Below are 20,298 nucleotides of genomic sequence, written 5' to 3' on the forward strand. Positions count from 1 at the left end.
CTGGTTTTTCAGTCATTCTTTTCGGTCATTCTTTGGTGACCCGCAGCAGTTCGGCCTGGGTCGTGATGCCTTCGCTCAGCCAGCGTTCGCCATCCTGGCGCATGGTGCGCATGCCGTTGCGCAGCGCTACCTGCTGGATCTCGGCTTCCGACGCCCGGTTATGGATCTGCGCCGTAATTTCATCGGTGGTCAGCAATAGTTCGTAGACGCCGACCCGGCCGTGGTAGCCGGTGTGGCCGCATTGTTCGCAACCGACCGCATGCCACAGTTCGCCGTCGTGACGGCGGCAATGGGTGCACAGTTTCCGCACCAGGCGCTGCGCCACCACTCCCAGCAGGGAAGACGACAGCAGGAAGGGTTCGATCCCCATGTCCAGCAAACGCGTCACCGCGGCGGCAGAATCGTTGGTGTGCAAGGTCGCCAGCACCAGATGGCCGGTCAGCGAAGCCTGTACTGCAATCTGCGCGGTTTCCAGGTCGCGGATTTCACCGATCATGATGACGTCGGGATCCTGCCGCAGGATAGCCCGCAGGGCCTTGGCGAAAGTCATGTCGATGCGCGCATTGACCTGGGTCTGGCCGACGCCGGCCAGTTCATACTCGATCGGGTCTTCCACCGTCAGGATATTGGTGCTGCTGGTGTTCAGGCGCGACAGCGCGGCGTACAGCGTGGTGGTCTTGCCCGAGCCGGTCGGCCCCGTGACCAGCACGATGCCGTGCGGCTGCGCGATCAGGCGGTCGAACTGGGGCAGGACTGCGGGGCTCATGCCGAGGTGCTGCAGGTCAAGCCGGCCCGCTTCCTTGTCCAGCAGACGCAACACAGCGCGTTCGCCGTGGCCGGTGGGCAAGGTCGACACCCGCACGTCGACCGGCTTGCCGCCGACACGCAAGGTAATCCGTCCATCCTGCGGCAGGCGTTTTTCGGCGATGTCGAGCTGCGCCATGATCTTGATACGGGAAATCAGCGAGGCATGGACTCCCTTCTTTGGCCGCACCACATCGCGCAGGCTGCCGTCGATGCGGAAACGCACTACCGAAATCTGCTCGAACGGTTCGATGTGGATATCGGAAGCGCCTTCCCGCAGTGCTTGTGTCAGCAACACATTGATCATGCGGATCACCGGCGCATCGTCGGACGATTCCAGCAAGTCCTCGATCGCCGGCATGTCTTGCATCAGCTTGGCGAGGTCCAGATCGGATTCGAATTCGTCCACTACCTGGGCGGCGTCGCCGCCGGCGCCGGCATAGGCCCTGGCGATCGCCTCGTCGAGTTCCTCGCGCGACAGCGTACGGAACTTGACGCGGCCGAAGCGGCGGCTGGCCTCAGCGATCGCGCTAGGCTTGGTTGCCTCGGAAATCCATAACTCGACCGCGTTGTCGGCGCCGTTGGCATCCTCGATACGCTGCGCCAGCAATGAAAAATCGCGGGCGAAAGCGTAGGGCAGCAGGCGCGTATCGGTCATCCTGGGATCGCTCATGGCGCTCTGTCATTCAAGAGGCCTGGCGCAGGAACGGTCGCCGGTTTTGGCATCTGCAGCTGAGGCTGAGGCTGAGGCTGCTCGAGAGCAGGCTGGTGCTGTCCGTCCGGTACAGCCTGCTTGCGCAGATCGATGAATGGGCCGCCGTCTTCCAGCTTGGAGGTCACCGACGAGCCGAAATCGGTCAGGATGCTCTTGTCCGGCTGCACCTTGATCTGCTGCTTGCGCATGTAATCGTAACGATCGACGGCCAGCAGGTTGCTGGTGTCTTTGTCGCGCACGATGATCGGACGCAAAAATATCATCAGGTTGGTTTTTTCGCGGGAACCGGACTGGTATTTGAAAAGATTCCCGATAAACGGCAAATCGCCCAGCAGCGGGACTTTTTGCACGCCGTTCTGGTTGTTGTCGCCAATCAAGCCGCCCAAGGCGATGATCTCGCCATCGTCGATCACGACATTCGTATCCAGCGAACGCTTGGTCGTCGTCGGGCCATTGGTAGCGCCCGCAGTGCCGGCAACGACTGCCGATACTTCTTGCGAAATTTCCAGGCGAACCGTTCCGCCTTCCGAAATATGCGGCTTGATCTTCAATGCCGTGCCGACGTCCTTGCGCTCGATAGTGGTGAACGGGCTGCTGGTGCCGGCTCCCGTGGTCAAGGTGGAACCAGTGACAAATGGCACGTTCTGGCCGACGATGATCTTGGCTTCCTCGTTATCCAGCGTCAGCAGGTTCGGCATCGACAGCACATTGCTGCCGGTGGTCGAGTTCAAGGCGCTGGCCAAGGCGCCCAAACCGATCTTGCCGGCGATCTGGCGGAATATGCCGAGCTGCAAGCCGCTGCCGACAGTCGGTACCGACGTGGTGGTGCCGGTATTGATCGCCTGGCCGATAGCTGTGTTGAACAGGTTGCCGCTGGTGATGCCGGTGTTGGTGCCGGTAAAGCCGGTGCCGCCGCCGACCCGGTAATTACTGTTCGAATCTCCGCTCAAGGCCAGCCATTGCACGCCGATTTCGCTCGCCGCGCTATCCGTGACCTCGACGATCAAGGCTTCCACATATACCTGGGCACGCCGCTGGTCGAGCTGGTCGATCACGCCGCGGATATTGCGGTAGACCGGTTCGCTGGCGGTGATGATCAGGGTATTGGTAGAGTCGTCGGCCTGGATAAAGCCCGCGGCGCCGCTGCCGCTGCCGGAAGACTGGGACGCGCTGTCGGAAGACGGCGACGACGGCGTCGATGGTGCAGTCGAATTGTTATTGGAGCCCAGCGCGCTGCTGCCGCTCGACCCCTGCAACATGCCGCCGGAACTGCTGCTGGAACTCTTCGCCTGGCTGATGTTCGACATCGACGTATCCTGCGACACAATCGCGCGCAAGGTCTTGGCCAGTTTCACGGCGTCGGCGTTTTTCAGGTAAACCACATGCACGTTGCCGGCGTTGGCGGTCGGCTGGTCGAGCTTGGCGATCAGCGACTTGGCCAGGTTGGCGCGGCCTGCCGATGGCGCCCGCACCACCACCGAATTGGTCCGCGAGTCAGCCATGATCATGGTGCGCGCGCTATCGCTGGCGCCCGGCGCGGCAGAGCCCGAATCGAGCAGCTTGCTCGCCATCACGGCGATATCGCTGGCCACCGCGTAGCGCACCGGAATCACATCAAGGTCATTGACCGCCGGCACATCGAGCGCCGCGATCATTTTTCCCAGCCGCTGCAGGTTTTCCGCGTAATCGGTCACCACCAGCGTGTTGTTGCCCGGATTGGCGTTGATGGTGTTGTTGGGTGAAATCAGCGGCCGCAGCACCGGCAGGATATTGGTTGCCGATTCATAGTTCAGCGAAAAAATCTGGGTGGCGATCTGGTCGCCGCGGACGCTGGCCGGGCGGGTTGGCGCCACTTGCAGCTTGGCGTCGGCTTCCGGCACCACTTTCACAAAACCGTCGCCGCGCACCACGGCATAGCCTTGCAAGCGCAGGGTCGAGGCCAGCAGGTCGAAAGCCTGGGTTTTGCTCAGCGGCTTTTCCGACACCAGGTTGATGCTGCCCTTGACGCGCGGATCGACAATGAAAGTCGTGTTGGTGTACTGGCCGACCGCCTTGATTACCGACTCGATGTCGGCGCCGACGAAATTCATCACAGCCTGGCCGCTCGCGCCCTCGGTGGCAGTTCCGGAGGTGCCCAGCACCGGCTGCGCTGCGACGGCAGTGGCGCAGGTCAGCAAGGCGATGGCGGCGGCGCTGCGCCAGTTGCATGTACTTGAAAGTAGTGCGGAATACATTTTATCTTTCATGATTTGAACTCTAGTCCGATAACATTTCTGCCATTCACCTGGCGACGCTGACCGAGCAAACTGAGCAAGGTCGCCAACTTTTCCTCTTGTCCTGCCGCCGCTTCCGCGGTGCCCGAAAACTGAAAACGGCCGTCTTGCAGTTTTCCGCTGCCGTTCAACAGCATGGCTCCGCCCAGGGTCGCCAGCGTCAATCTTGCCTGCCTGCCCTGCCAGTCAAAGCGCAGCCGATAGCTACCGAGCGGCTTGACCGGCGACAAGCGCGACGCCATCGCCAGCAGGTCCAGCGTCATCACGCCGTTGATATCCACTCCGCCGGCGCTGTTGCGCGCCAGCGTCAGCGGTTGCCAGCCCAGCTGCATCTTGCCCGACGGCTGCAAAGTGTTCAAGGGCGCGCCCAGCGCCGCCAGGCGCTCGGCCGGCAAAACCATGCTGGCCGGGCTGATGCTCCACGCACTCCAGCTGCCGCGGATGCTGACCGCGGCCGACAACACTTGCGCATTCTCCAGCGTCGCGTCGACCCGTCCCAGCAAAACCAGCGGCGACAGGCGCCACGCGAACCGCCCCGGCAATAACGCCGTCACGGCATCCTTGCCGCTGGGCGCGGCGCCGATGAAGGCCGAACCGCGCCACAAGGAACCTTGGGCGTCGCCTAGCGTCAGCCTGCCTCCGGTGCGGCTTTCCAGCAGCGGCGCCAGCCAGGCAGCCGGTAAAAAGACCGACACCGTGACCAGCGTACTCAGCAACGCCACCGCCGCCCACACCAATACTCTACTCAAGCCACGCATCAAATTTCCTGGAAGCCGGATAACAACGCCAGCCACATGCGGCCATTACTCATGCTTTTGCTGCCACAACGTGACCGTGGCATTGACGATGCCCGGCTGCGCATTCGCACCGCCGGCCGCACTGACATTGGCGTCTACCACTTGCCAATGAGCATTCTTCTGCGCATCATCGAGCCAGTCTAGCAGCCCGGCAAATGCTACTGCCGACAACTGCACCTTGGCCATGTCGCCGCTGAGCGTCACGCTTTGCGGGGTCAAACCTTTGATTTTCAATGCTGTCTCGACCGCCTCCTTGCTGAGCGGCGCAGCCGGCCGTTCAGCCAGCTGGCCGGACAGGGACGCCGCCTTGGCTGTCAACGACTGCAATTCAGCGGCTTGCTGGCGCAACGCAGGCAAGTCTTTCTGCAAGCGGGCGCGGCCGCTCAGCGCAGGGTCCAGCAAAAGCAGGTAAATCACGGCGACCAGGATCAGCGCGCCGGCCGCACCTAGCAGGCGGCGTTCGCGCTGGTTTCTTTGCGCCCAATACTGGCTTGCAGGGGTGCTGATTTTTTCCCAGGATTGCTGTAGCTGGTTACGTGTCGACATTACTTGCGGCTCCCGATCTGCCATGCGCCGCTAGCCGGCTTGCTCAGTGTTAATTGGCTGCTCTCCAGCACGCTCTTGACCTGCGCTTCCGCCGCATCGGCGTCGGCCGGGTTTTTCAAGCGCACCAGCAAATGATGGTCGCGATATTCGACGCTGCTGATGGCCGCGATGTCCGCGCTTTGCGGCGATCCGGCCCAGGCCGCGCCGAATATGGACGCCAGCGCCAGGAAATCGTCAGGCGCCAGCTGGCCGCCGTCGCGCTGCGCGGCGGCGATCTTTTGCCTGGTCTGGGCAATCGGATCAACGATCACGGTTTCTTTTGGAAAGGCCGCGCGATAACTCTGCATCATGCCGGCGCGCAGGCTGGCGGCTTCGCGCCGCATGCGCAGCCAGTCGTAATTGAGGCTGACGACATTCACCAGCAGCACGGCTGCCGCCAATCCCAGCGGCCAGCGCCAGCGGCGCCAGCTGAACTCGGTGCCGGCTGCGCTCGCGGTCAGGCCGCTCATCAGGTCAACGCCGGTGCGCGCCAGGTCCTGGGCGCCCGGTATCCAGTGCGACCAGTCGTCGGCCAGCACCGTCACTTGCGGCTGCGCCAGTTCCTGGTACTGCGCCAGGCTGGACTGCGGCACATACAAGGTGACCGGCAGCTGCGGCACAATTGCCGCCATGCTGTCCAGGACGCCTTGCGCCACGGACTGTCCGGAAGCGGGCGACAAGGACCAGCCCAACCCCTGTTCGGCCGAGGTGCGCAAGGCGACGTCGATGTCGCCGCCATGATCGGTGATGGCTGCAGCGGCCGTGTCCGGTTCGCGCAGGGGCAGGCAGAGCTGGGCTGGCCAGGCTTGCAGATTATGCGCGCCCAGCGCCAACAGGGTCTTGACCAGCAGCTCCAGCCAGTCTCGCTGGACCACGGCAATCAGGCGCTGCTTGTCCTCAACCTGCGCCGCGGCCCGGCCACTGCGCTTGCGCCCGGCTACGATCACGCAGTCAAAGGGATCGACCAGCAGTTGTTCTTCCACCAGGTTCGGCAACGCCAGCTTCAGTTTGGCGTCGGATAGCGGCGGCACCTGCAATTGCAGCAGGTTGACGTCGGCCGCGGCCAGCAGCACCACCACACGCGTTGCGCCGGCAATAACCTCGGCCAGGCCCGACAGCTGCTCGGCGCCCTGGCGTTCGATGCGGCCGCTGTCGGCCACCAGCGCGAAGCGGCAATCGGGCATGGCCACTGCCGCCGCGCTATCGAGCGTGGCCCTGGCGGGTAAGCGGATATATAAGGTACTCAAAACGCATCTTCCATTTATTGTTCTCTAATCCACACTATAGTGCTGCCGGCCCGGTTATTGGTAGGACGCTGTATCAAGGATACGGTATTGAGACCCGCGCGCCCCATTCGAATCTTGCCGTACACCAAAAAAAAGTTGCTGGCGACCGCCACATTGGCGTTCGCCGAAAAAGTTTTCCCGAACAGGTTTGACATTTGCGTCGATAAATTCGCCGTATCGAGAAACGGCGCCGTACGCCGTGCGGCGATCAGCGTATTCGCCTCCGCCAGTGACAAATCGGCAAAACGGGCCGCCAGCACCTCCGCCGGCGCGGTATTCGCATTGATCGGCATGGCGGCGCCGGCCAAAGGCAGCACCACGACAAAGTCTTGCAATTGCTTCACCATGGCCGGGGTATAGCCGGGCACCGACAACAGGTCGTCCACCTGCAGCAAGGGCAAAGCGCTGCTGTCCGACTTGGCTGCGGTCTGCTGTCCGGCGGGATTGACGATCGGCTGGCTTTTGGCGATGGCTTGCGCAGTGGCGGTCGCCAGGCCGGTCGGCAGGTGCAGGTAGCCCAGCAGGCGCTTGAACACCGCCACCTCGTCGGGAATCGGCACGCCGTTCTGGCTCAGGTTGTTCAGGTTGTAGCGCGACTGGGCGTCGACAATGCTGCCGGACAGGATGGCGTCACCGGCATCGCCGGCCGGCTGGCCGTCTTCCACGTACTGGTCAAGGCGGGTATCGGCCAGCGGCGCGGCCCACGGCTGTCCCAGGTGGTCGTAGTTGAATTGGCGGCCGCTGGCGCGCAAGATCATGCTGGCCCAATCCAGGGCGCCGCGCATGATCCAGTCTTTCTGCAGCTGCAAGCGCTGGTTCTCGATCGAGCGCACCTGCACCTGCTGCTGCCAGAACAGGCTGGCGACGATGGTCACCGCCAGCGTCGTCAGCAGCAAGGCGGTCACCACCGCGACGCCGCGTTGTGCGTAATGCATCGGCGGCCGCTGCGTCCGGCTCATGACGCCCCCAGCAGGAAGGTCTTGGCCATGGTGCTGTTGTCATGGCCGCGCAGCTGCAGGGCGACTTGCAGGCCGGTCCAGCGGTTGGCGTTGACGTTGGTGCTGTCCTGGCTGCCAGTGCCGGCGGCCGCGGCGGATGGCCGCCAGCCCTGGCCGTCGCTGCCCCACAATTGCATCTGCATGCTGGCGATATCGGACTGCAGCAGCACTGCCTGGCTGCTGTCGCCGGCATCGTTGAGGGCGCTCTGCCACATGCTGTCGAGCTGGTTCAGGTCGCGCGTGGGCGCCGACTCCTGGCGCGTCAGGCGGCCGTCGCGCAGACGGTAGTCGATGACCTGGACACGGGTCGGCTGCTGGTCGGCAAACACCAGCCGCACCATCAGCAGGCGCCCCGGCTGCGCCAGCAAGGTGGGCCGCGCCGACATCAGGCTGAGCGGAGCGATCTGGGCGCAATCGCTTTGCAGCTGCGCAAACGTCAGCTGCATGCCGCGCGTCTGCTCCATTTCGGTGGTCAGCGCAACCCGCGACCGCACGATCCCGTCCAGCCCGCGCCAGCCGAGTATCGCCACCATCGCCAGGATGGTGATCGCAATGATCATCTCAACCAGCGTAAAGCCGGACGAGCCGTTTTTGCTGCTAACGCGCATTCGGCACCACCTGCGACAAGTTGATGATGCGCCGGTCAGAACTGGCGTCGGCGAACACCGCTACTTCGACCCGCCGGAAATACGGATTCGGCGTACCGGATACCTTTTCTTCGCAACGCAGCGGCAAGTCGCCTTGCGGGCAATCGAAGCTGCGATTGCCGATCGCGGGCCATTCATGGCCGAGACGGATCTGGGTCAGCCGGTTTTCCGCCGACCAGTTCGCCATCATGGCGGCGCGCAATCCGCTGCTGTTCTGCGTCAGGCTGCCGACCGCACGCAGGCTGGCGCCCAGCGCCGTGCCGACGATGACCAGCGCCACCAGCACTTCCAGCAAGGTAAAACCGGCTTGATGACGATGGGGAGGCGGTTTCGGCGTAAACATTTATTCGACCGCAAAATGACCGATGCCATCGGCGCGGATGACGACGCTGCTGTCGCCGCTGGCCATGGTCAGCGCAAACGGCTTGTCGACCGGTTCGCGGCCGAAGGTGATGCGCAGCGTATCCGGCGCCGACGCTTCGGTCGGCGCCGGATTCATCGATAGCTGCATGGGCGTGCGTTTGAATTCGCGCTGGCGCAGCATGTCGTCCTGGGTCAGCGCCTGCCAGCCGCTTTCTTCGCGCACCAGGAAACGGTAGCCGTTGGCGTCGGCTTCGAAAGCGGTGGGACGGTTGCGCAAGATGGCTTCTTCGCGCGTCAATTGCAGCAGCAAGGCGATGCGCTGCGCATCGTTCTGCATGACCTGCCGATCGCTGCGAAAGGCGTTAAGCGAGACCACGCCCAGCGTGATGCCGGCAATCACCACCACCACCAGCAGTTCCAGCAGGGTAAAACCCTGGCGCAGATTGCGATGCGCCATTGTGGACATTACAAGTCCCACGAACCGATGTCGGCATCATTACCTTCGCCGCCCGGCTGGCCATCCGCACCGTAAGAGAATATGTCGACTTCGCCCTTGATGCCGGGCGACAGGTATTGATAAGGAGTGCCCCACGGATCCTTCGGCAGCTTGTCGATATAACCGCCGCTCTTCCAGCCGTTGGCGGCCGGTCCGTTGGTGGGCTTGGCGACCAGCGCCTGCAAGCCTTGTTCGGTGGTCGGGTAGCGCTGGTTGTCCAGCTTGTACAGCTTGAGCGCCTGCATCAAGGTGCCGATATCCTGGCGCGCGGCCTGGATCCGCGCATCGTCGGTGCGTCCCATCAGCTTGGGCACCACCAATGCCGCCAGGATCCCCATGATCACCACCACCACCATGATTTCAATCAGCGTGAAGCCGCGTTGCATGGCAAGCGTGGAACGGCGCCGAAGGGCAGGAAACATTGTGCTATGCATTTCTTTCCTTATCAAAAAAACCATGAACATGTTTGGAAAGGGCGATTATATGCTGCAATCGTTGCAAATAAGCATGAGAGAGGCACTTAATTCTGACCAGTGTATCTATCCAGGTTTTGTCATTGATTCGACACAAAGAAATGATACTACTTCAAACGCACACTGCGACATTGCATCGCCGTGCCCGATCCGCAAAAAAACCGGCGGCCGCGAGTTACGCCGCCTCTTCGCGCGGATTGCGCGACAACAGCAGTTCCATCACGGACTGCAGCGAATCGCCGTCGAATAAAACGCCGGCCACCGCATTGGTGATCGGCATGTCGACCCCGCATTCCCGGGCCAGGGCGCGCACTGCCGCGGCGCATCGCACACCCTCGGCGACATGGCCGAGTTCGGTGACGATGGTAGCCAGCGGCTTGCCTTGCGCCAAGCCCAGCCCGACCCGGCGGTTGCGCGACAGGTCGCCGGTGCAGGTCAGTATCAGGTCGCCGACCCCGGACAAGCCCATGAAGGTCTCGCTGCGGCCGCCGAGGGCGATGCCGAGCCGCGTAATTTCCGCCAGGCCGCGGGTGATCAAGGCGGCCCGCGCATTCAAGCCAAGCCCGAGGCCGTCCGCCACGCCGGTGGCGATCGCCAGGATATTCTTTACCGCGCCGCCGACTTCGACACCGACCACGTCGTCGGTCGAATAGACGCGGATATTGTCGCCATGGACCGCCGCCACCACCTGCTCGCACAACCCGGCGTGGGCGCTGGCGACCGACAAGGCGCAAGGCAGCCCGCGCGCAACTTCTTGCGCAAAAGACGGCCCGGACAGCGCCGCAGCCGGAACTGCATCGCCCAGCACCTGGCGCACGATCTGGTGCGGCAGCAGGCGCGTGCTTTCTTCAAAGCCCTTGCATAGCCAGACGATATTGGGAATGGGAAAAGCTTGCAGCTGCTGCGCCAGTTCGCGCAAACCGGCGACGGAAGAAGCGACGATCAGCAATGCTTCGCTCTGCTTCGCCTGTGCAGCGGTGGTTACGTGCGCCAGCGCCTGCGAAAAATCGGCGCTGAGAGCCAGCGTGTCGGGCAAGCCGAAACCGGGCAGGTAAACGGTATTTTCGCGCTGCGCGGCGGCGGCGGCCATGGCGGCCGGATTACGTCCCCACAACAGCACGTCATGGCGCTGCGCCAATGCGATGGCCAGCGCGGTGCCCCATGCGCCGGCGCCGAGTATGGTGATGTTCATGGATGGGATGGGTTCAGAAGACACGGGCGGCCATCAAACATGTAAAACCAAAATGGGCGAGGCAAAGGTCAATCGCCCCATACCTCGGTCGCCTTCACATAACCGGCCTGGCCGTCGCGATGACGCACCTTGGCCCAGCCGGACGCTACCGGATCGACCAGTTCCAGCAACACGCCTTTGTCGGCGGTAAACACCACAGCCGCGGCATCGTCAGGATTGGCCCGGATCTTGGCGTTGGCAACACTGACCTGCAGGTTGCGCTTGGCGACCAGGCCTTTCGACTGCAGCCACGACAAATCGCCGCTGGCATCGCGCACTTTGGTCCATTCGCCGTACGTCAGCACCACTTCGACCGGCATGCCGCGCGGCGCAACCGCTACCCGCCGGCCTTTTTCGGAAGGCGCATCGTACAGCACCACCGGCGCCGCGCCGACCGCCTTGAAATCGAGCGCGTGGGCAGAACCGGCAACGCCGAGCAAGCTGGCCGACGACAAAGCGATGGAACCGGCTATGCGTGCAAAATTCATCTGTTGCTCTCCAGTTGCGAGAATACTTCCAGGGCAGGCCAGCGACATCCTGCCTGCCGCCGTCTGGCGCCAGGCAGGATGAAACTATGCGGCCCTGCCCCGCTTGCCGTGCAAAATCAGTTGATCGCCGACGTGCCGTCAACCGCGATGCTGTCGCCGCTGCCCTTTTGCTGTTGCTCGGCCAGCGCTTGCAGGCGTTGTTGATAGAACACTTCGAAATTGATTTCAGCCAGGTGGATAGGCGGGAAACCGGCGCGCGTGATGGCGTCTGCCAGGTTGGCGCGCAGATAAGGGTAGACGATGTTCGGGCAGCCTATGCCAAGCAACGGATCCAGCTGTTCGGTAGGAATGTTGCGCAATTCGAAAATGCCGGCTTGCTTGCCCTCGACCAGGAACGCTACCTTGTCTTTCACCTTGGCGGTGACGGTAACCGTGACAGTCGACTCGAAAATGCCTTCGGCCAGCGCTTCGGCGCCGACATCCACCGCTACTTCGATCTGCGGTGCTTCCTGTTCGAGGAAAATGGCCGGCGAATTCGGTTGTTCAAGCGACAAATCTTTCAGGTAAACGCGTTGAATCTGGAACACCGGTTGTTCAACTTGTTGGTTCTCTTCAGCCATGACACTCTTTCAGTTAACATTTAAATTAGCCGGACGGCAGACAAGCCATCCGGCCAGCTATCAGTACAATCCGCAACAATACCTGAATCGCAGGACTAATTGACGAAAATTAGTTGCCGAAAATCAGGCGCTTTGCAGCAGGGGCTCCAGCTTGCCATCGCGATCAAGCGCATGCAAGTCGTCAAAACCGCCGACATGGGTCGCGCCGATATAAATTTGCGGCACGGTGCGGCGGCCAGTCTTTTGCATCATCGTGTCGCGCTGCGCCGGATCGAGGTCAATCCGGATCTTCTCGATACTTTCCACGCCTTTTGCCTTCAGCAGCTGTTCGGCGCGAATGCAATACGGGCACACGGCGGTGCTATACATTAGTACATGGGCGGTCATGGTTGTTCCTTGTGCTGGCTGAGCCGGATCCAGGGGATCCCGGCTGCGTTATTTGACGGTAGGCAGACCCTGGGTCTGCCAGGCAGCGATCCCGCCTTCCAGGTTATAGGCCTGGGCAAACCCGGCCTGGCCCAGCAGGGCGACGGCTTTGGTCGCCTGGTTGCCAGTCTGGCATACCACCAGCACGTTCTTTGCTTTAAACTTCTCCAGTTCAACCATGCGCTGCGGCAAGTCCGTCAAGGGAATATTCTTGGCGTCGATCAGGTGGGCGGCGGCAAAAGCCGCGCTGTCGCGCACGTCCAGCACCAGTGTCTTGCCCTGGTTGATCAGCTGGGTAGCCTGCAAGGTCGATACCCGGTTACCGCGTTTTTGCAACAAGGGCAGCAACAGTGCGCCACCCGATAAAACTGCTACTGCGAACAGAAAAATGTTATCAATCAAGAATTTCACGTTGATCCAATGGTATTAGTTAATCCCGCCATTATAAAATAGAAGCTGAGGCGCCATTCAATTCGTATCGGGTCCCGCGAAAAAACCTTTGCGCCCCATTTACCCTGCCACCATGTAAATGCGGAGTCCTTGGCTGAATTCCAATGGCGGACAATAGATTTCTTACTCTTAGTTAGCAAACTTACCACTATGTACAAGATCGTATTGATGCGCCACGGCGAATCCACCTGGAACCTGGCCAACCGTTTCACCGGCTGGGTCGACGTCGACCTTACCGAAAAAGGCGTGGCGGAAGCCAGGCAGGCCGGCCAGCTGCTGCGCGAAGCCGGTTTCACTTTCGACCTGGCCTACACCTCGGTATTGAAACGCGCGATCCGCACCCTGTGGGGCACGCTCGACGAGATGGACCTGATGTGGCTGCCGGTCCGGCACCACTGGCGCCTGAACGAACGCCACTATGGCGCCTTGCAAGGCTTGAACAAGGCGGAAACCGCTGCCAAATACGGCGATGAGCAAGTCATGGTGTGGCGCCGCAGCTATGACACGCCGCCGATGCCGCTGGAAGCGGACGATCCGCGCACTTCCTACAACGACCCGCGCTACGCCGGCCTGAAGCGCGAAGAGATCCCGCTGACCGAATGCCTGAAAGACACGGTGGCGCGCGTATTGCCATTCTGGAACGACGAAATCGCGCCATCCATCCGCAGCGGCAAGCGCATCATCATTTCAGCCCACGGCAACAGCTTGCGCGCCCTGATCAAGATGCTGGACGGCATCAGCGACCAGGATATCGTCGGCCTCAACATCCCCAACGGCCAGCCGCTGGTCTATGAACTGGACGCCGACCTGAAGCCGATCAAGAGTTATTACCTTGGCGACCAGGCGGCGATAGCAGCGGCGATGAACGCCGTCGCCAGCCAGGGGAAAGCGAAATAAATATCTCGCTGGACAAGCTCTTCGGCAGCAGCAAGCTCAGTCGCGCCATCGGCCGTCCGCCGGCGGCGTGGCCGCTGGCGCTGCTGCTGGCGGCGACGCTGGCGGCAGCCCTGCCCGCGGACGCCGGCGCCGCCGCCAAGATCACCGAGCGCAGCAAGCAAAAACAGGCGGCAGAAGCGCAGCGCGCCGACCTGCGGCAAAAGCTGGACAACCTCAAGCGCGACATCAGCCAGACCGAGACCGAGAAAGACAACGCCAGCGACGCCCTGGCCGATTCCGAAGCCGCGGTTTCCAAGGCCACCCGCTCTTTGCGCGATCTGAGCGCAGAACAAAAGCAGACCGAAGCCAAACTGGCCAAGCTGGCGAAACAGCATGACGAGCTGAGCAAGACCGTGGCTTCGCAGCAGGCCCAGCTGGCCAACCTGCTGCGCCAGCAGTACGTCGCCGGCAACGAAGACCGCATCAAGCTGCTGCTGTCCGGCGACAACCCGAACCGCATCAACCGCGACCTGCAGTACATGGGGTATGTTTCGCAGGCGCAAGCGCGGCTGCTGGAATCGCTGCGCGCCAACCTTGCCGCAGTGGAAGCCAACCAGACCGAAGCCCAGGACGCCAAGGACGACCTCGACGAAATCGCCCAGGAACAGCGCGACCAGAAAAACCTGCTGGAAAAGGAAAAGTCCAAGCGCGCTACCTTGCTGACCCAGCTCTCCAGCAAACTGGCGAGCCAGCGCAAGGAAGCCGGCAACATCCAGCGCGACGACCAGCGCCTGTCGGGCCTGGTCGACAAGCTGGCGGAACTGATCGAAGCGCAAAAGAAAGTCGAGGCCGCAGCCCGCGAGAAATTGCGCCAGCAGCAACTGGCCCAGGCGCAAGCCAAGGCCCAAGCCCAGGCTGCGCGCGAACGCGAACGCCAGCGCCTGCTGGAACAGCAGCGCGCGGCCCAGGCTGGGAAACCGCCGGCTGCCGGGCCTGCCCCGGCGGGACCGAAAGTCCCCAATCCGGACGCAATCGACGATGACCAGCCGCCGCCGGCAGTAGCCGCAACGCCGACGCCCGCCCCGGCGCCGCTGGCGCGCAATGAACTGACGCCGGAAGCCGACAACGCCTACGGCAAGCCCTTCGAATCCCTGCGCGGCCAGCTCCGGCTGCCGGTGCGCGGCGACGTCATGGCGCGCTTCGGCAGCAAGCGCGGCGACGGCCCGAGCTGGAAAGGCTTGTTCATCCGCACCCCGGAAGGCAGCGAAGTGAAGGCGGTGGCTGCCGGCCGGGTGGTGTTTTCCGACTGGCTGCGCGGCTTCGGCAATCTGATCATTGTCGACCACGGCAACCAGTACATGACGATTTACGGTAATAATCAGGCATTATTGAAGCGTCCCGGAGATGCCGTGAAAGCCGGCGACGTCATTGCCAGCGCCGGCAACAGCGGCGGCAATGAACAATCGGGTTTATACTTTGAGATTCGGCATCAGGGCCGTGCGTTTGACCCACTCGGATGGGTAACTACTAGGTGAAACATGGGCAGTAAACTCAAGAATATCGGTCTGATCAGTTTAGGCGTCATTGCAGGGATAGGCGCCTCCATCCAGTTCGACGCCATTGCGCAGAAAAGCGCCGCGGCGCCATTGCCGCTGGAGGAATTGCGGCAGCTGGCCGATATTTTCGGCCTGATCAAGTCCGATTACGTGGAACCGGCCGACGACAAGAAACTGCTGACCGAAGCCATTTCCGGCATGGTAGCCTCGCTCGACCCGCATTCCGCCTACCTGGACAAGAAGGCTTACAAGGAACTGCGCGAGAGCACCCAAGGCAAGTTTGTCGGCCTCGGCATCGAAGTCGGCATGGAAGACGGCTACATCAAGGTGGTGTCGCCGATCGAGGATTCCCCAGCCTACCGCGCCGGGATCAAGGCGGGCGACCTGATCACCCGCCTCGACGCCACCCCGGTCAAGGGCCTGACCCTGGAGCAGGCGGTCAAGCGCATGCGCGGCGAGCCTAACACCAAGATCAGCCTGACCATCTCGCGCAAGGAAGAAGACAAGCCGTTGATCTTCAACATCACGCGCCAGGAAATCCGTGTGCAAAGCGTGAAAGGCAAAGTCGTCGAACCGGGTTATGCCTGGCTGCGCGTGACCCAGTTCCAGGAACCGACGGTGGATGACATGGCCAAGAAAATCGCCGCCATCTATGCCCAGGAACCGAACCTGAAGGGCCTGGTATTGGATTTGCGCAACGATCCGGGCGGCGTATTGCCAGGCGCGATCGGCGTGTCCGCCGCCTTCCTGCCCAAGGATGCGGTGGTGGTCACCACCAACGGCCAGCTGCCGAGCTCCAAGGCTTCGTTCTACGCCAAGCGCGAGTATTACGCCAATCCGGGCAATGATCCGCTGGCGCGCCTGCCGGAAGCGCTGAAGAAGGTGCCGATGGTGGTGCTGGTCAATACCGGTTCCGCTTCCGCCTCGGAAATCGTGGCCGGCGCCTTGCAAGACTACAAGCGCGCCACCATCATGGGCACGCAAACCTTCGGCAAGGGTTCGGTGCAATCGGTGATCGCCCTGCCGCCGGACCGCAACACCGCGGTCAAGCTGACCACCGCCCGCTACTACACGCCGAACGGCCGCTCGATCCAGGCCAAGGGCATCGTACCGGATGTGATGGTGGATGAATATGCCGACGGCGACGGCCTGAACGGCCTGCGCCTGCGCGAGGCCGACCTGACCAAGCACTTGAGCAACGATACCGACAAGGGTCCGGAAGTCAAGGCGCCCAAGGTCGACGAACTGGAAGAAGCGCAGAACATCGCCGCAGCCGAAAAGAAACGCAAGCCGCTGGAGTTCGGCAGCAAGGACGATTTCCAGCTGGCGCAAGCGCTGAACCAGCTGAAGGGCCTGCCGGTGCAAGTGTCCAAGGTGAAACCGGAAAACCGCTCGGAAGCCGAGAAGGACGCCAAGCCATCCAAAGACGACAAGCCGGCTCCGGCCGACGGCGCCATCATCAAGAAGGATGAACCGAAGGACGAGAAAAAATAATCGTTTTTCACGCTACACTAAGGCCGCAGCGATGCGGCCTTTTTTTTGGCCGAGATACGGCAAATTCCGGCAAATTCCGCAGTTTTACCTATTTGGCAGCTTTCCATGAACGACCAGCAATTACTCCGCTATTCGCGCCACATCCTGCTGGATGACATCGACATAGCCGGCCAGGAGAAATTCCTGGCGGCGCACGCCCTGATCATCGGCGCCGGCGGCCTCGGCTCGCCGGTGGCCATGTACCTGGCGTCGGCCGGGGTCGGCCGCATCACGCTGGTGGATAACGACAGCGTCGACCTGACCAACCTGCAGCGGCAAATCCTGCACACCAGCGAGCGCGTCGGCCAGGCCAAGGTCATCTCCGGCAAAACCGCGATGACGCAAATCAATCCCGATATCCAGGTCGTGGCGCTGGCGGAACGTGCCGACCAGGCGCGTCTCGGCCAGCTGATCGGCGATGCCGATGTGGTCATCGACTGCAGCGACAACTTCGCCACCCGGCAAGCCATCAACCGCGCCTGCGTCGCGCACCGGGTGCCGCTGGTTTCCGGCGCGGCGATCCAGTTCGACGGCCAGGTCAGCGTATTCGACGCGCGCGATCCCGGCTCGCCCTGCTATGCCTGCCTGTTCCCGCCGGACCGGGAATTTGAAGAAGTCGCCTGCTCCACCATGGGCGTATTCGCGCCGCTGGTCGGCATCATCGGCAGCATGCAGGCGGCCGAAGCGCTCAAGCTGATCGCCGCCATCGGCACCTCGCTATCGGGCTCGCTGCTGATGCTGGACGCGCGCAGCATGGAATGGACCCGCATCGGCGTCGCCCGCGATGCCGGCTGTCCGGTATGCGGCAAACAGGATCATTCTTGAGCCGGATGCAAGCAGCTTCCGGCAATTAGTAGCTTTCTTCGCATCCTCATATTTCTCTTTCCCCAACGGCCGCCCGTACCTTAGATTACGGTCTGCTGTCGTGCCCTGTCGCGATGGCGATTGACCAACTCTAAGCGAGAGAAAAAGAGATGAAGCGCAGACAGTTTCTGAAAGGCTCGGCATTTTTCACAGTGGTTGCGGCAAGCACAGGGTTGCTGAGCGCATGCGGCGGCAGCAACAGCAGCAGCGATGGCGGCACAGGGGAGTTCGCTTTTCCTCAGGGGATTGCTTCCGGCGACCCGAAAGACAGCAGCGCAGTGTTCTGGGCGCGCGTAGTGCGCAACAACGGCGCCGCGGCTGCGATTGCAGTGCGGCTGGAAGTCTCCGCCACGCCGGATTTTTCCTCCCTGGCGGCGCAAGCCGACCTGAGCGCCACCCCCGACTACGACTTCACGGTACGCGCCAAGGTAACGCAGCTCAAGCCGAATACCGTTTATTACTACCGTTTTACCGCCGGCAGCGACGTCAGCCCGGTGGCCCAGACCAAAACCGCTCCGCTCGCCAGCGCCAGCAACAGCCAGGTGCGCTTCGCCTGGTTTACCTGCCAGGACTGGTCGGTCAACCATTGGCAAGCCATGTCCCTGCTGGCGCAGGAAGACCTGGATTTCGTCGTGCATGTCGGCGACTACATCTATGAGACCGTCGGCGCTTCATTCCAGACCGGCGGCGCCGAACCGGCGCACAAGCCGATTACCTTGCCAAACGGCCTGCCCCACCCGGGCGGCGGCGTGTACGCCAATACGGTCAGCGATTACCGCACCCTGTACCGCACCTACAAGACCGATGCGCGCCTGCAGAGCATCCATCATAAATTCCCGGTGATCGCGATCTGGGACGACCATGAATTCTCTGACGACTGCTGGCAGGATCACCAGGTCTACACCAACCAGAACAAGCAGGAAACGGCACGCCGGCGCAGCGCCACCCAGGCCTGGGCCGAATACACGCCTATCGATTTCGGCGACCTGTCGTTCGACCTCAACAACAGCAGCTACCAGAACATCCGCATCTATCGCGATTTCCGCTTCGGCCAGCTGGTGCACCTGGTCATGACCGACGAACGCCTGTATCGCGACGACCACATCGTCAGCGAACAGTCGGTAGCGCAGCAGGCCGGACACGATCCGGTCAACGGCGACGATTCGATAGGCGCGCGCTACTTCGTGCCGCAATCGACCCTGCTGCAAATGGAAGCGCAGGAAACCGCCAGGCTGGGACGGCCGCCGTCGATACTCGGCGTCACGCAGACGCAGTGGTGGAAAGACACCCTGAAGAATTCGGATGCGACCTGGAAAGTGTGGGGCAACGAAATCATGCTGAACCGCATGTGGGCCGACCTGTCGCCGCCGGCGCTGGGGATTCCCGCGCCCTACAACCAGCTGTATGTGATCAATTGCGATTCATGGGACGGCTATCCGAGCCACAAGGCGGAACTGCTGTCTTACCTGAATACCCAGAACATCAAGAACGTGGTGGCGATCACCGGCGACCTGCATGCCTTCCAGTGCGGCGTGGTGCGCGCCAATCCCGCCGATCCGGCCAGCGCTCCGGTGCTGGTGGATTTCCTGGCGGCCGGCATCAGCAGCCAGTCGTTTTACAACTACATCAAGTCCGGCGCGGCGACGGTCAATCCCTTGCTCGGCGCGCTGACGCAAACCCCGCAGACTTTCGACAGCCTGCTGAAAGGTTTCAATCCCGACTTCGCCTACGTCGACCACGATGCCCAGGGTTACGCATCGGCCACCGTGACCAGCGACAGCATCGTCGTCGTATTCAACAAGGTGAAACCGCTCGCCGCCGGCAACAGCGCGCCGCAGCAGCCATTGCTGAAACGCACCCGCATCACGCTGGCCAAGGGATCGGCCGTGCCGCAGGTCGAAGATAACGTCTAGAGCGTTCGCCAGGAAAAAAACGCCATCGTCCGCAGTCCGCTGCGGGCGATGGCGGCTAGCGCAATCAGGCGGCGCGCGCGGCCGGCTGAACGGCTTTCAGGAGCCGCAGCTTCTGGATGGTGTCGGCACAGGCACGGGCCGCTTCCGCGCCCTTCACCAGGAAATGCTCGAAGAAGTATTGATGATGTTCTTCGCCGGCGTGGAAGTGATGCGGCGTCAATACTGCCGACAACACCGGCACCGCGGTTTCCAGCTGCACTTGCATCAGGCCGCTGATGACCGCCTGCGCCACGAATTCATGGCGGTAGATGCCGCCGTCCACCACCAGGCCGGTCGCCACCACGGCGGCATAACGGCCGCTGTTGGCCAGCAGTTTGGCATGCAGGGGAATTTCGAAAGCGCCGGCGACTTCGAAGAAATCGATGTCTTGCTCGCCGTAGCCGGCCTTGGCGATTTCGGCGATAAAAGCGATCCGGCATTGGTCCACGATGTCGCGATGCCAGCCAGCCTGGATGAACGCGATGCGTTCGCCGCCTGCGGCGCCGGCGGTTTTTGATTTGATATCGACTGCGGGATTGTGTTGCTGCTGCATTTGACTACTCCTGTTTAAATAAATAAAACAGGGCGTGTTGGATCGAAAGGAAGCACGAACACATACCGGACCCATCAGCACCGGCCGCCATCGGCAACGGCATAGCCGCCGCCCATGCAGCAAGACACTGATCAATTCCGGTAAACGCCGCGCAACCTGTTCTCTCTTTATCCGGACTATACCGTCGGCCCCGGGATCGCACCGGGTCTGCTGACCTTGCCGCGGATACCGCAACAAGCGCTCGCGGGCTATGCGCATTGCACGCAATTACCGCCGGTGGGGAATCGCACCCCGCCCTGAGAACGTTTCGCT

21 protein-coding genes and 1 riboswitch are annotated in these 20,298 nt (G+C 62.1%); of the genes, 5 read left to right on the plus strand and 16 right to left on the minus strand.

Going from position 1 to position 20,298, the window contains the following annotated elements; genetic code table 11:
- Window positions 1-25: 25 nt before the first annotated feature.
- From gspE to V8G57_RS10145, 15 genes are all read right to left on the minus strand, one after another.
- Window positions 26-1,477 carry a type II secretion system ATPase GspE gene (gene gspE / locus V8G57_RS10075; RefSeq protein WP_342829274.1) on the minus strand — a complete coding sequence of 484 codons (1,452 nt, stop codon included), beginning with the start codon at window positions 1,475-1,477 and terminating at the stop codon, window positions 26-28.
- Complete coding sequence (gspD, locus tag V8G57_RS10080; protein ID WP_342829275.1) at window positions 1,474-3,765, minus strand: type II secretion system secretin GspD; 2,292 nt, start codon at window positions 3,763-3,765, stop codon at window positions 1,474-1,476. Before gspD ends, gspE begins: the two co-directional genes overlap by 4 nt.
- Window positions 3,762-4,541 (minus strand): type II secretion system protein N, encoded by a 780-nt coding sequence (locus V8G57_RS10085; protein ID WP_371326565.1) that lies wholly within the window; start codon window positions 4,539-4,541, stop codon window positions 3,762-3,764. The genes gspD and V8G57_RS10085 overlap by 4 nt, the downstream gene beginning before the upstream one ends.
- A gap of 54 nt (window positions 4,542-4,595) precedes the next feature.
- Complete coding sequence (gene gspM, locus V8G57_RS10090) at window positions 4,596-5,135, minus strand: type II secretion system protein GspM (protein WP_342829276.1); 540 nt, start codon at window positions 5,133-5,135, stop codon at window positions 4,596-4,598.
- Window positions 5,135-6,421, minus strand: a complete 1,287-nt coding sequence (gene gspL / locus V8G57_RS10095) for a type II secretion system protein GspL (RefSeq protein ID WP_342829277.1) — start codon at window positions 6,419-6,421, stop codon at window positions 5,135-5,137. Before gspL ends, gspM begins: the two co-directional genes overlap by 1 nt.
- 14 nt (window positions 6,422-6,435) lie before the next feature.
- Entirely contained in the window at window positions 6,436-7,419 is a 984-nt protein-coding gene (gene gspK, locus V8G57_RS10100; RefSeq protein WP_342829278.1) for a type II secretion system minor pseudopilin GspK, read from the minus strand.
- Window positions 7,416-8,066, minus strand: coding sequence for a PulJ/GspJ family protein (locus V8G57_RS10105; RefSeq protein WP_342829279.1), 651 nt, complete (start codon window positions 8,064-8,066; stop codon window positions 7,416-7,418). The genes gspK and V8G57_RS10105 overlap by 4 nt, the downstream gene beginning before the upstream one ends.
- Window positions 8,056-8,448, minus strand: a complete 393-nt coding sequence (gspI, locus tag V8G57_RS10110; protein WP_342829280.1) for a type II secretion system minor pseudopilin GspI — start codon at window positions 8,446-8,448, stop codon at window positions 8,056-8,058. Before gspI ends, V8G57_RS10105 begins: the two co-directional genes overlap by 11 nt.
- The gene (locus tag V8G57_RS10115; protein WP_342829281.1) at window positions 8,449-8,934 is read right to left on the minus strand and encodes a GspH/FimT family pseudopilin; all 486 of its coding nucleotides are present in this window, start codon (window positions 8,932-8,934) and stop codon (window positions 8,449-8,451) included. It abuts the gene before it with no gap.
- Window positions 8,934-9,386 carry a type II secretion system major pseudopilin GspG gene (gene gspG, locus V8G57_RS10120; protein WP_092395254.1) on the minus strand — a complete coding sequence of 151 codons (453 nt, stop codon included), beginning with the start codon at window positions 9,384-9,386 and terminating at the stop codon, window positions 8,934-8,936. The genes V8G57_RS10115 and gspG overlap by 1 nt, the downstream gene beginning before the upstream one ends.
- A gap of 226 nt (window positions 9,387-9,612) precedes the next feature.
- Window positions 9,613-10,629 (minus strand): NAD(P)H-dependent glycerol-3-phosphate dehydrogenase, encoded by a 1,017-nt coding sequence (locus V8G57_RS10125; protein WP_092395257.1) that lies wholly within the window; start codon window positions 10,627-10,629, stop codon window positions 9,613-9,615.
- A gap of 68 nt (window positions 10,630-10,697) precedes the next feature.
- Window positions 10,698-11,156, minus strand: a complete 459-nt coding sequence (locus tag V8G57_RS10130; RefSeq protein ID WP_092395260.1) for an SH3 domain-containing protein — start codon at window positions 11,154-11,156, stop codon at window positions 10,698-10,700.
- A 116-nt stretch (window positions 11,157-11,272) separates the two neighbouring features.
- Window positions 11,273-11,776, minus strand: a complete 504-nt coding sequence (gene secB, locus V8G57_RS10135; protein WP_092395263.1) for a protein-export chaperone SecB — start codon at window positions 11,774-11,776, stop codon at window positions 11,273-11,275.
- 123 nt (window positions 11,777-11,899) lie between these two features.
- A complete protein-coding gene (gene grxC, locus V8G57_RS10140) occupies window positions 11,900-12,163 on the minus strand; it encodes a glutaredoxin 3 (protein ID WP_092395266.1) in 264 nt (87 codons plus the stop codon).
- Between the two features lie 48 nt (window positions 12,164-12,211).
- Window positions 12,212-12,613 carry a rhodanese-like domain-containing protein gene (locus V8G57_RS10145; RefSeq protein ID WP_342829282.1) on the minus strand — a complete coding sequence of 134 codons (402 nt, stop codon included), beginning with the start codon at window positions 12,611-12,613 and terminating at the stop codon, window positions 12,212-12,214.
- A 189-nt stretch (window positions 12,614-12,802) separates the two neighbouring features.
- Here V8G57_RS10145 and gpmA point away from each other — a divergent pair, with 189 nt between their 5' ends.
- From gpmA to V8G57_RS10170, 5 genes are all read left to right on the plus strand, one after another.
- Window positions 12,803-13,549 carry a 2,3-diphosphoglycerate-dependent phosphoglycerate mutase gene (gene gpmA / locus V8G57_RS10150; RefSeq protein WP_092395273.1) on the plus strand — a complete coding sequence of 249 codons (747 nt, stop codon included), beginning with the start codon at window positions 12,803-12,805 and terminating at the stop codon, window positions 13,547-13,549.
- Between the two features lie 74 nt (window positions 13,550-13,623).
- The gene (locus V8G57_RS10155) at window positions 13,624-15,063 is read left to right on the plus strand and encodes a murein hydrolase activator EnvC family protein (protein WP_425458265.1); all 1,440 of its coding nucleotides are present in this window, start codon (window positions 13,624-13,626) and stop codon (window positions 15,061-15,063) included.
- A gap of 3 nt (window positions 15,064-15,066) precedes the next feature.
- The gene (locus tag V8G57_RS10160) at window positions 15,067-16,578 is read left to right on the plus strand and encodes a S41 family peptidase (protein ID WP_092395279.1); all 1,512 of its coding nucleotides are present in this window, start codon (window positions 15,067-15,069) and stop codon (window positions 16,576-16,578) included.
- 105 nt (window positions 16,579-16,683) lie between these two features.
- The gene (locus V8G57_RS10165) at window positions 16,684-17,442 is read left to right on the plus strand and encodes a HesA/MoeB/ThiF family protein (protein ID WP_342829283.1); all 759 of its coding nucleotides are present in this window, start codon (window positions 16,684-16,686) and stop codon (window positions 17,440-17,442) included.
- A gap of 149 nt (window positions 17,443-17,591) precedes the next feature.
- Window positions 17,592-19,394: an alkaline phosphatase D family protein gene (locus tag V8G57_RS10170; RefSeq protein WP_342829284.1), complete on the plus strand. Its 1,803-nt coding sequence runs from the start codon at window positions 17,592-17,594 to the stop codon at window positions 19,392-19,394.
- 64 nt (window positions 19,395-19,458) lie between these two features.
- Here V8G57_RS10170 and V8G57_RS10175 read toward each other — a convergent pair whose 3' ends face one another.
- Window positions 19,459-19,986 carry a 6,7-dimethyl-8-ribityllumazine synthase gene (locus V8G57_RS10175; protein WP_342829285.1) on the minus strand — a complete coding sequence of 176 codons (528 nt, stop codon included), beginning with the start codon at window positions 19,984-19,986 and terminating at the stop codon, window positions 19,459-19,461.
- Window positions 19,987-20,140: 154 nt separating this feature from the next.
- A riboswitch (FMN riboswitch) is annotated at window positions 20,141-20,294 on the minus strand.
- Window positions 20,295-20,298: the final 4 nt, after the last annotated feature.

The organism is Collimonas rhizosphaerae (assembly GCF_038896935.1).
Lineage (GTDB): Bacteria > Pseudomonadota > Gammaproteobacteria > Burkholderiales > Burkholderiaceae_D > Collimonas > Collimonas rhizosphaerae.

What these genes read in the sequence shown, in the direction of transcription:
- gspD (WP_342829275.1), bottom strand. Translation starts at nt 3,765, where the DNA reads ATGAAAGATAAAATGTATTCCGCACTACTTTCAAGTACATGCAACTGG.
- V8G57_RS10125 (WP_092395257.1), bottom strand. Translation starts at nt 10,629, where the DNA reads ATGAACATCACCATACTCGGCGCCGGCGCATGGGGCACCGCGCTGGCC.
- gspI (WP_342829280.1), bottom strand. Translation starts at nt 8,448, where the DNA reads ATGTTTACGCCGAAACCGCCTCCCCATCGTCATCAAGCCGGTTTTACC.
- gspK (WP_342829278.1), bottom strand. Translation starts at nt 7,419, where the DNA reads ATGAGCCGGACGCAGCGGCCGCCGATGCATTACGCACAACGCGGCGTC.
- V8G57_RS10115 (WP_342829281.1), bottom strand. Translation starts at nt 8,934, where the DNA reads ATGTCCACAATGGCGCATCGCAATCTGCGCCAGGGTTTTACCCTGCTG.
- V8G57_RS10160 (WP_092395279.1), top strand. Translation starts at nt 15,067, where the DNA reads ATGGGCAGTAAACTCAAGAATATCGGTCTGATCAGTTTAGGCGTCATT.
- gspG (WP_092395254.1), bottom strand. Translation starts at nt 9,386, where the DNA reads ATGTTTCCTGCCCTTCGGCGCCGTTCCACGCTTGCCATGCAACGCGGC.
- V8G57_RS10105 (WP_342829279.1), bottom strand. Translation starts at nt 8,066, where the DNA reads ATGCGCGTTAGCAGCAAAAACGGCTCGTCCGGCTTTACGCTGGTTGAG.
- V8G57_RS10175 (WP_342829285.1), bottom strand. Translation starts at nt 19,986, where the DNA reads ATGCAGCAGCAACACAATCCCGCAGTCGATATCAAATCAAAAACCGCC.
- secB (WP_092395263.1), bottom strand. Translation starts at nt 11,776, where the DNA reads ATGGCTGAAGAGAACCAACAAGTTGAACAACCGGTGTTCCAGATTCAA.
- V8G57_RS10165 (WP_342829283.1), top strand. Translation starts at nt 16,684, where the DNA reads ATGAACGACCAGCAATTACTCCGCTATTCGCGCCACATCCTGCTGGAT.
- gspM (WP_342829276.1), bottom strand. Translation starts at nt 5,135, where the DNA reads ATGTCGACACGTAACCAGCTACAGCAATCCTGGGAAAAAATCAGCACC.
- V8G57_RS10170 (WP_342829284.1), top strand. Translation starts at nt 17,592, where the DNA reads ATGAAGCGCAGACAGTTTCTGAAAGGCTCGGCATTTTTCACAGTGGTT.
- grxC (WP_092395266.1), bottom strand. Translation starts at nt 12,163, where the DNA reads ATGACCGCCCATGTACTAATGTATAGCACCGCCGTGTGCCCGTATTGC.
- gspE (WP_342829274.1), bottom strand. Translation starts at nt 1,477, where the DNA reads ATGAGCGATCCCAGGATGACCGATACGCGCCTGCTGCCCTACGCTTTC.
- V8G57_RS10130 (WP_092395260.1), bottom strand. Translation starts at nt 11,156, where the DNA reads ATGAATTTTGCACGCATAGCCGGTTCCATCGCTTTGTCGTCGGCCAGC.
- gpmA (WP_092395273.1), top strand. Translation starts at nt 12,803, where the DNA reads ATGTACAAGATCGTATTGATGCGCCACGGCGAATCCACCTGGAACCTG.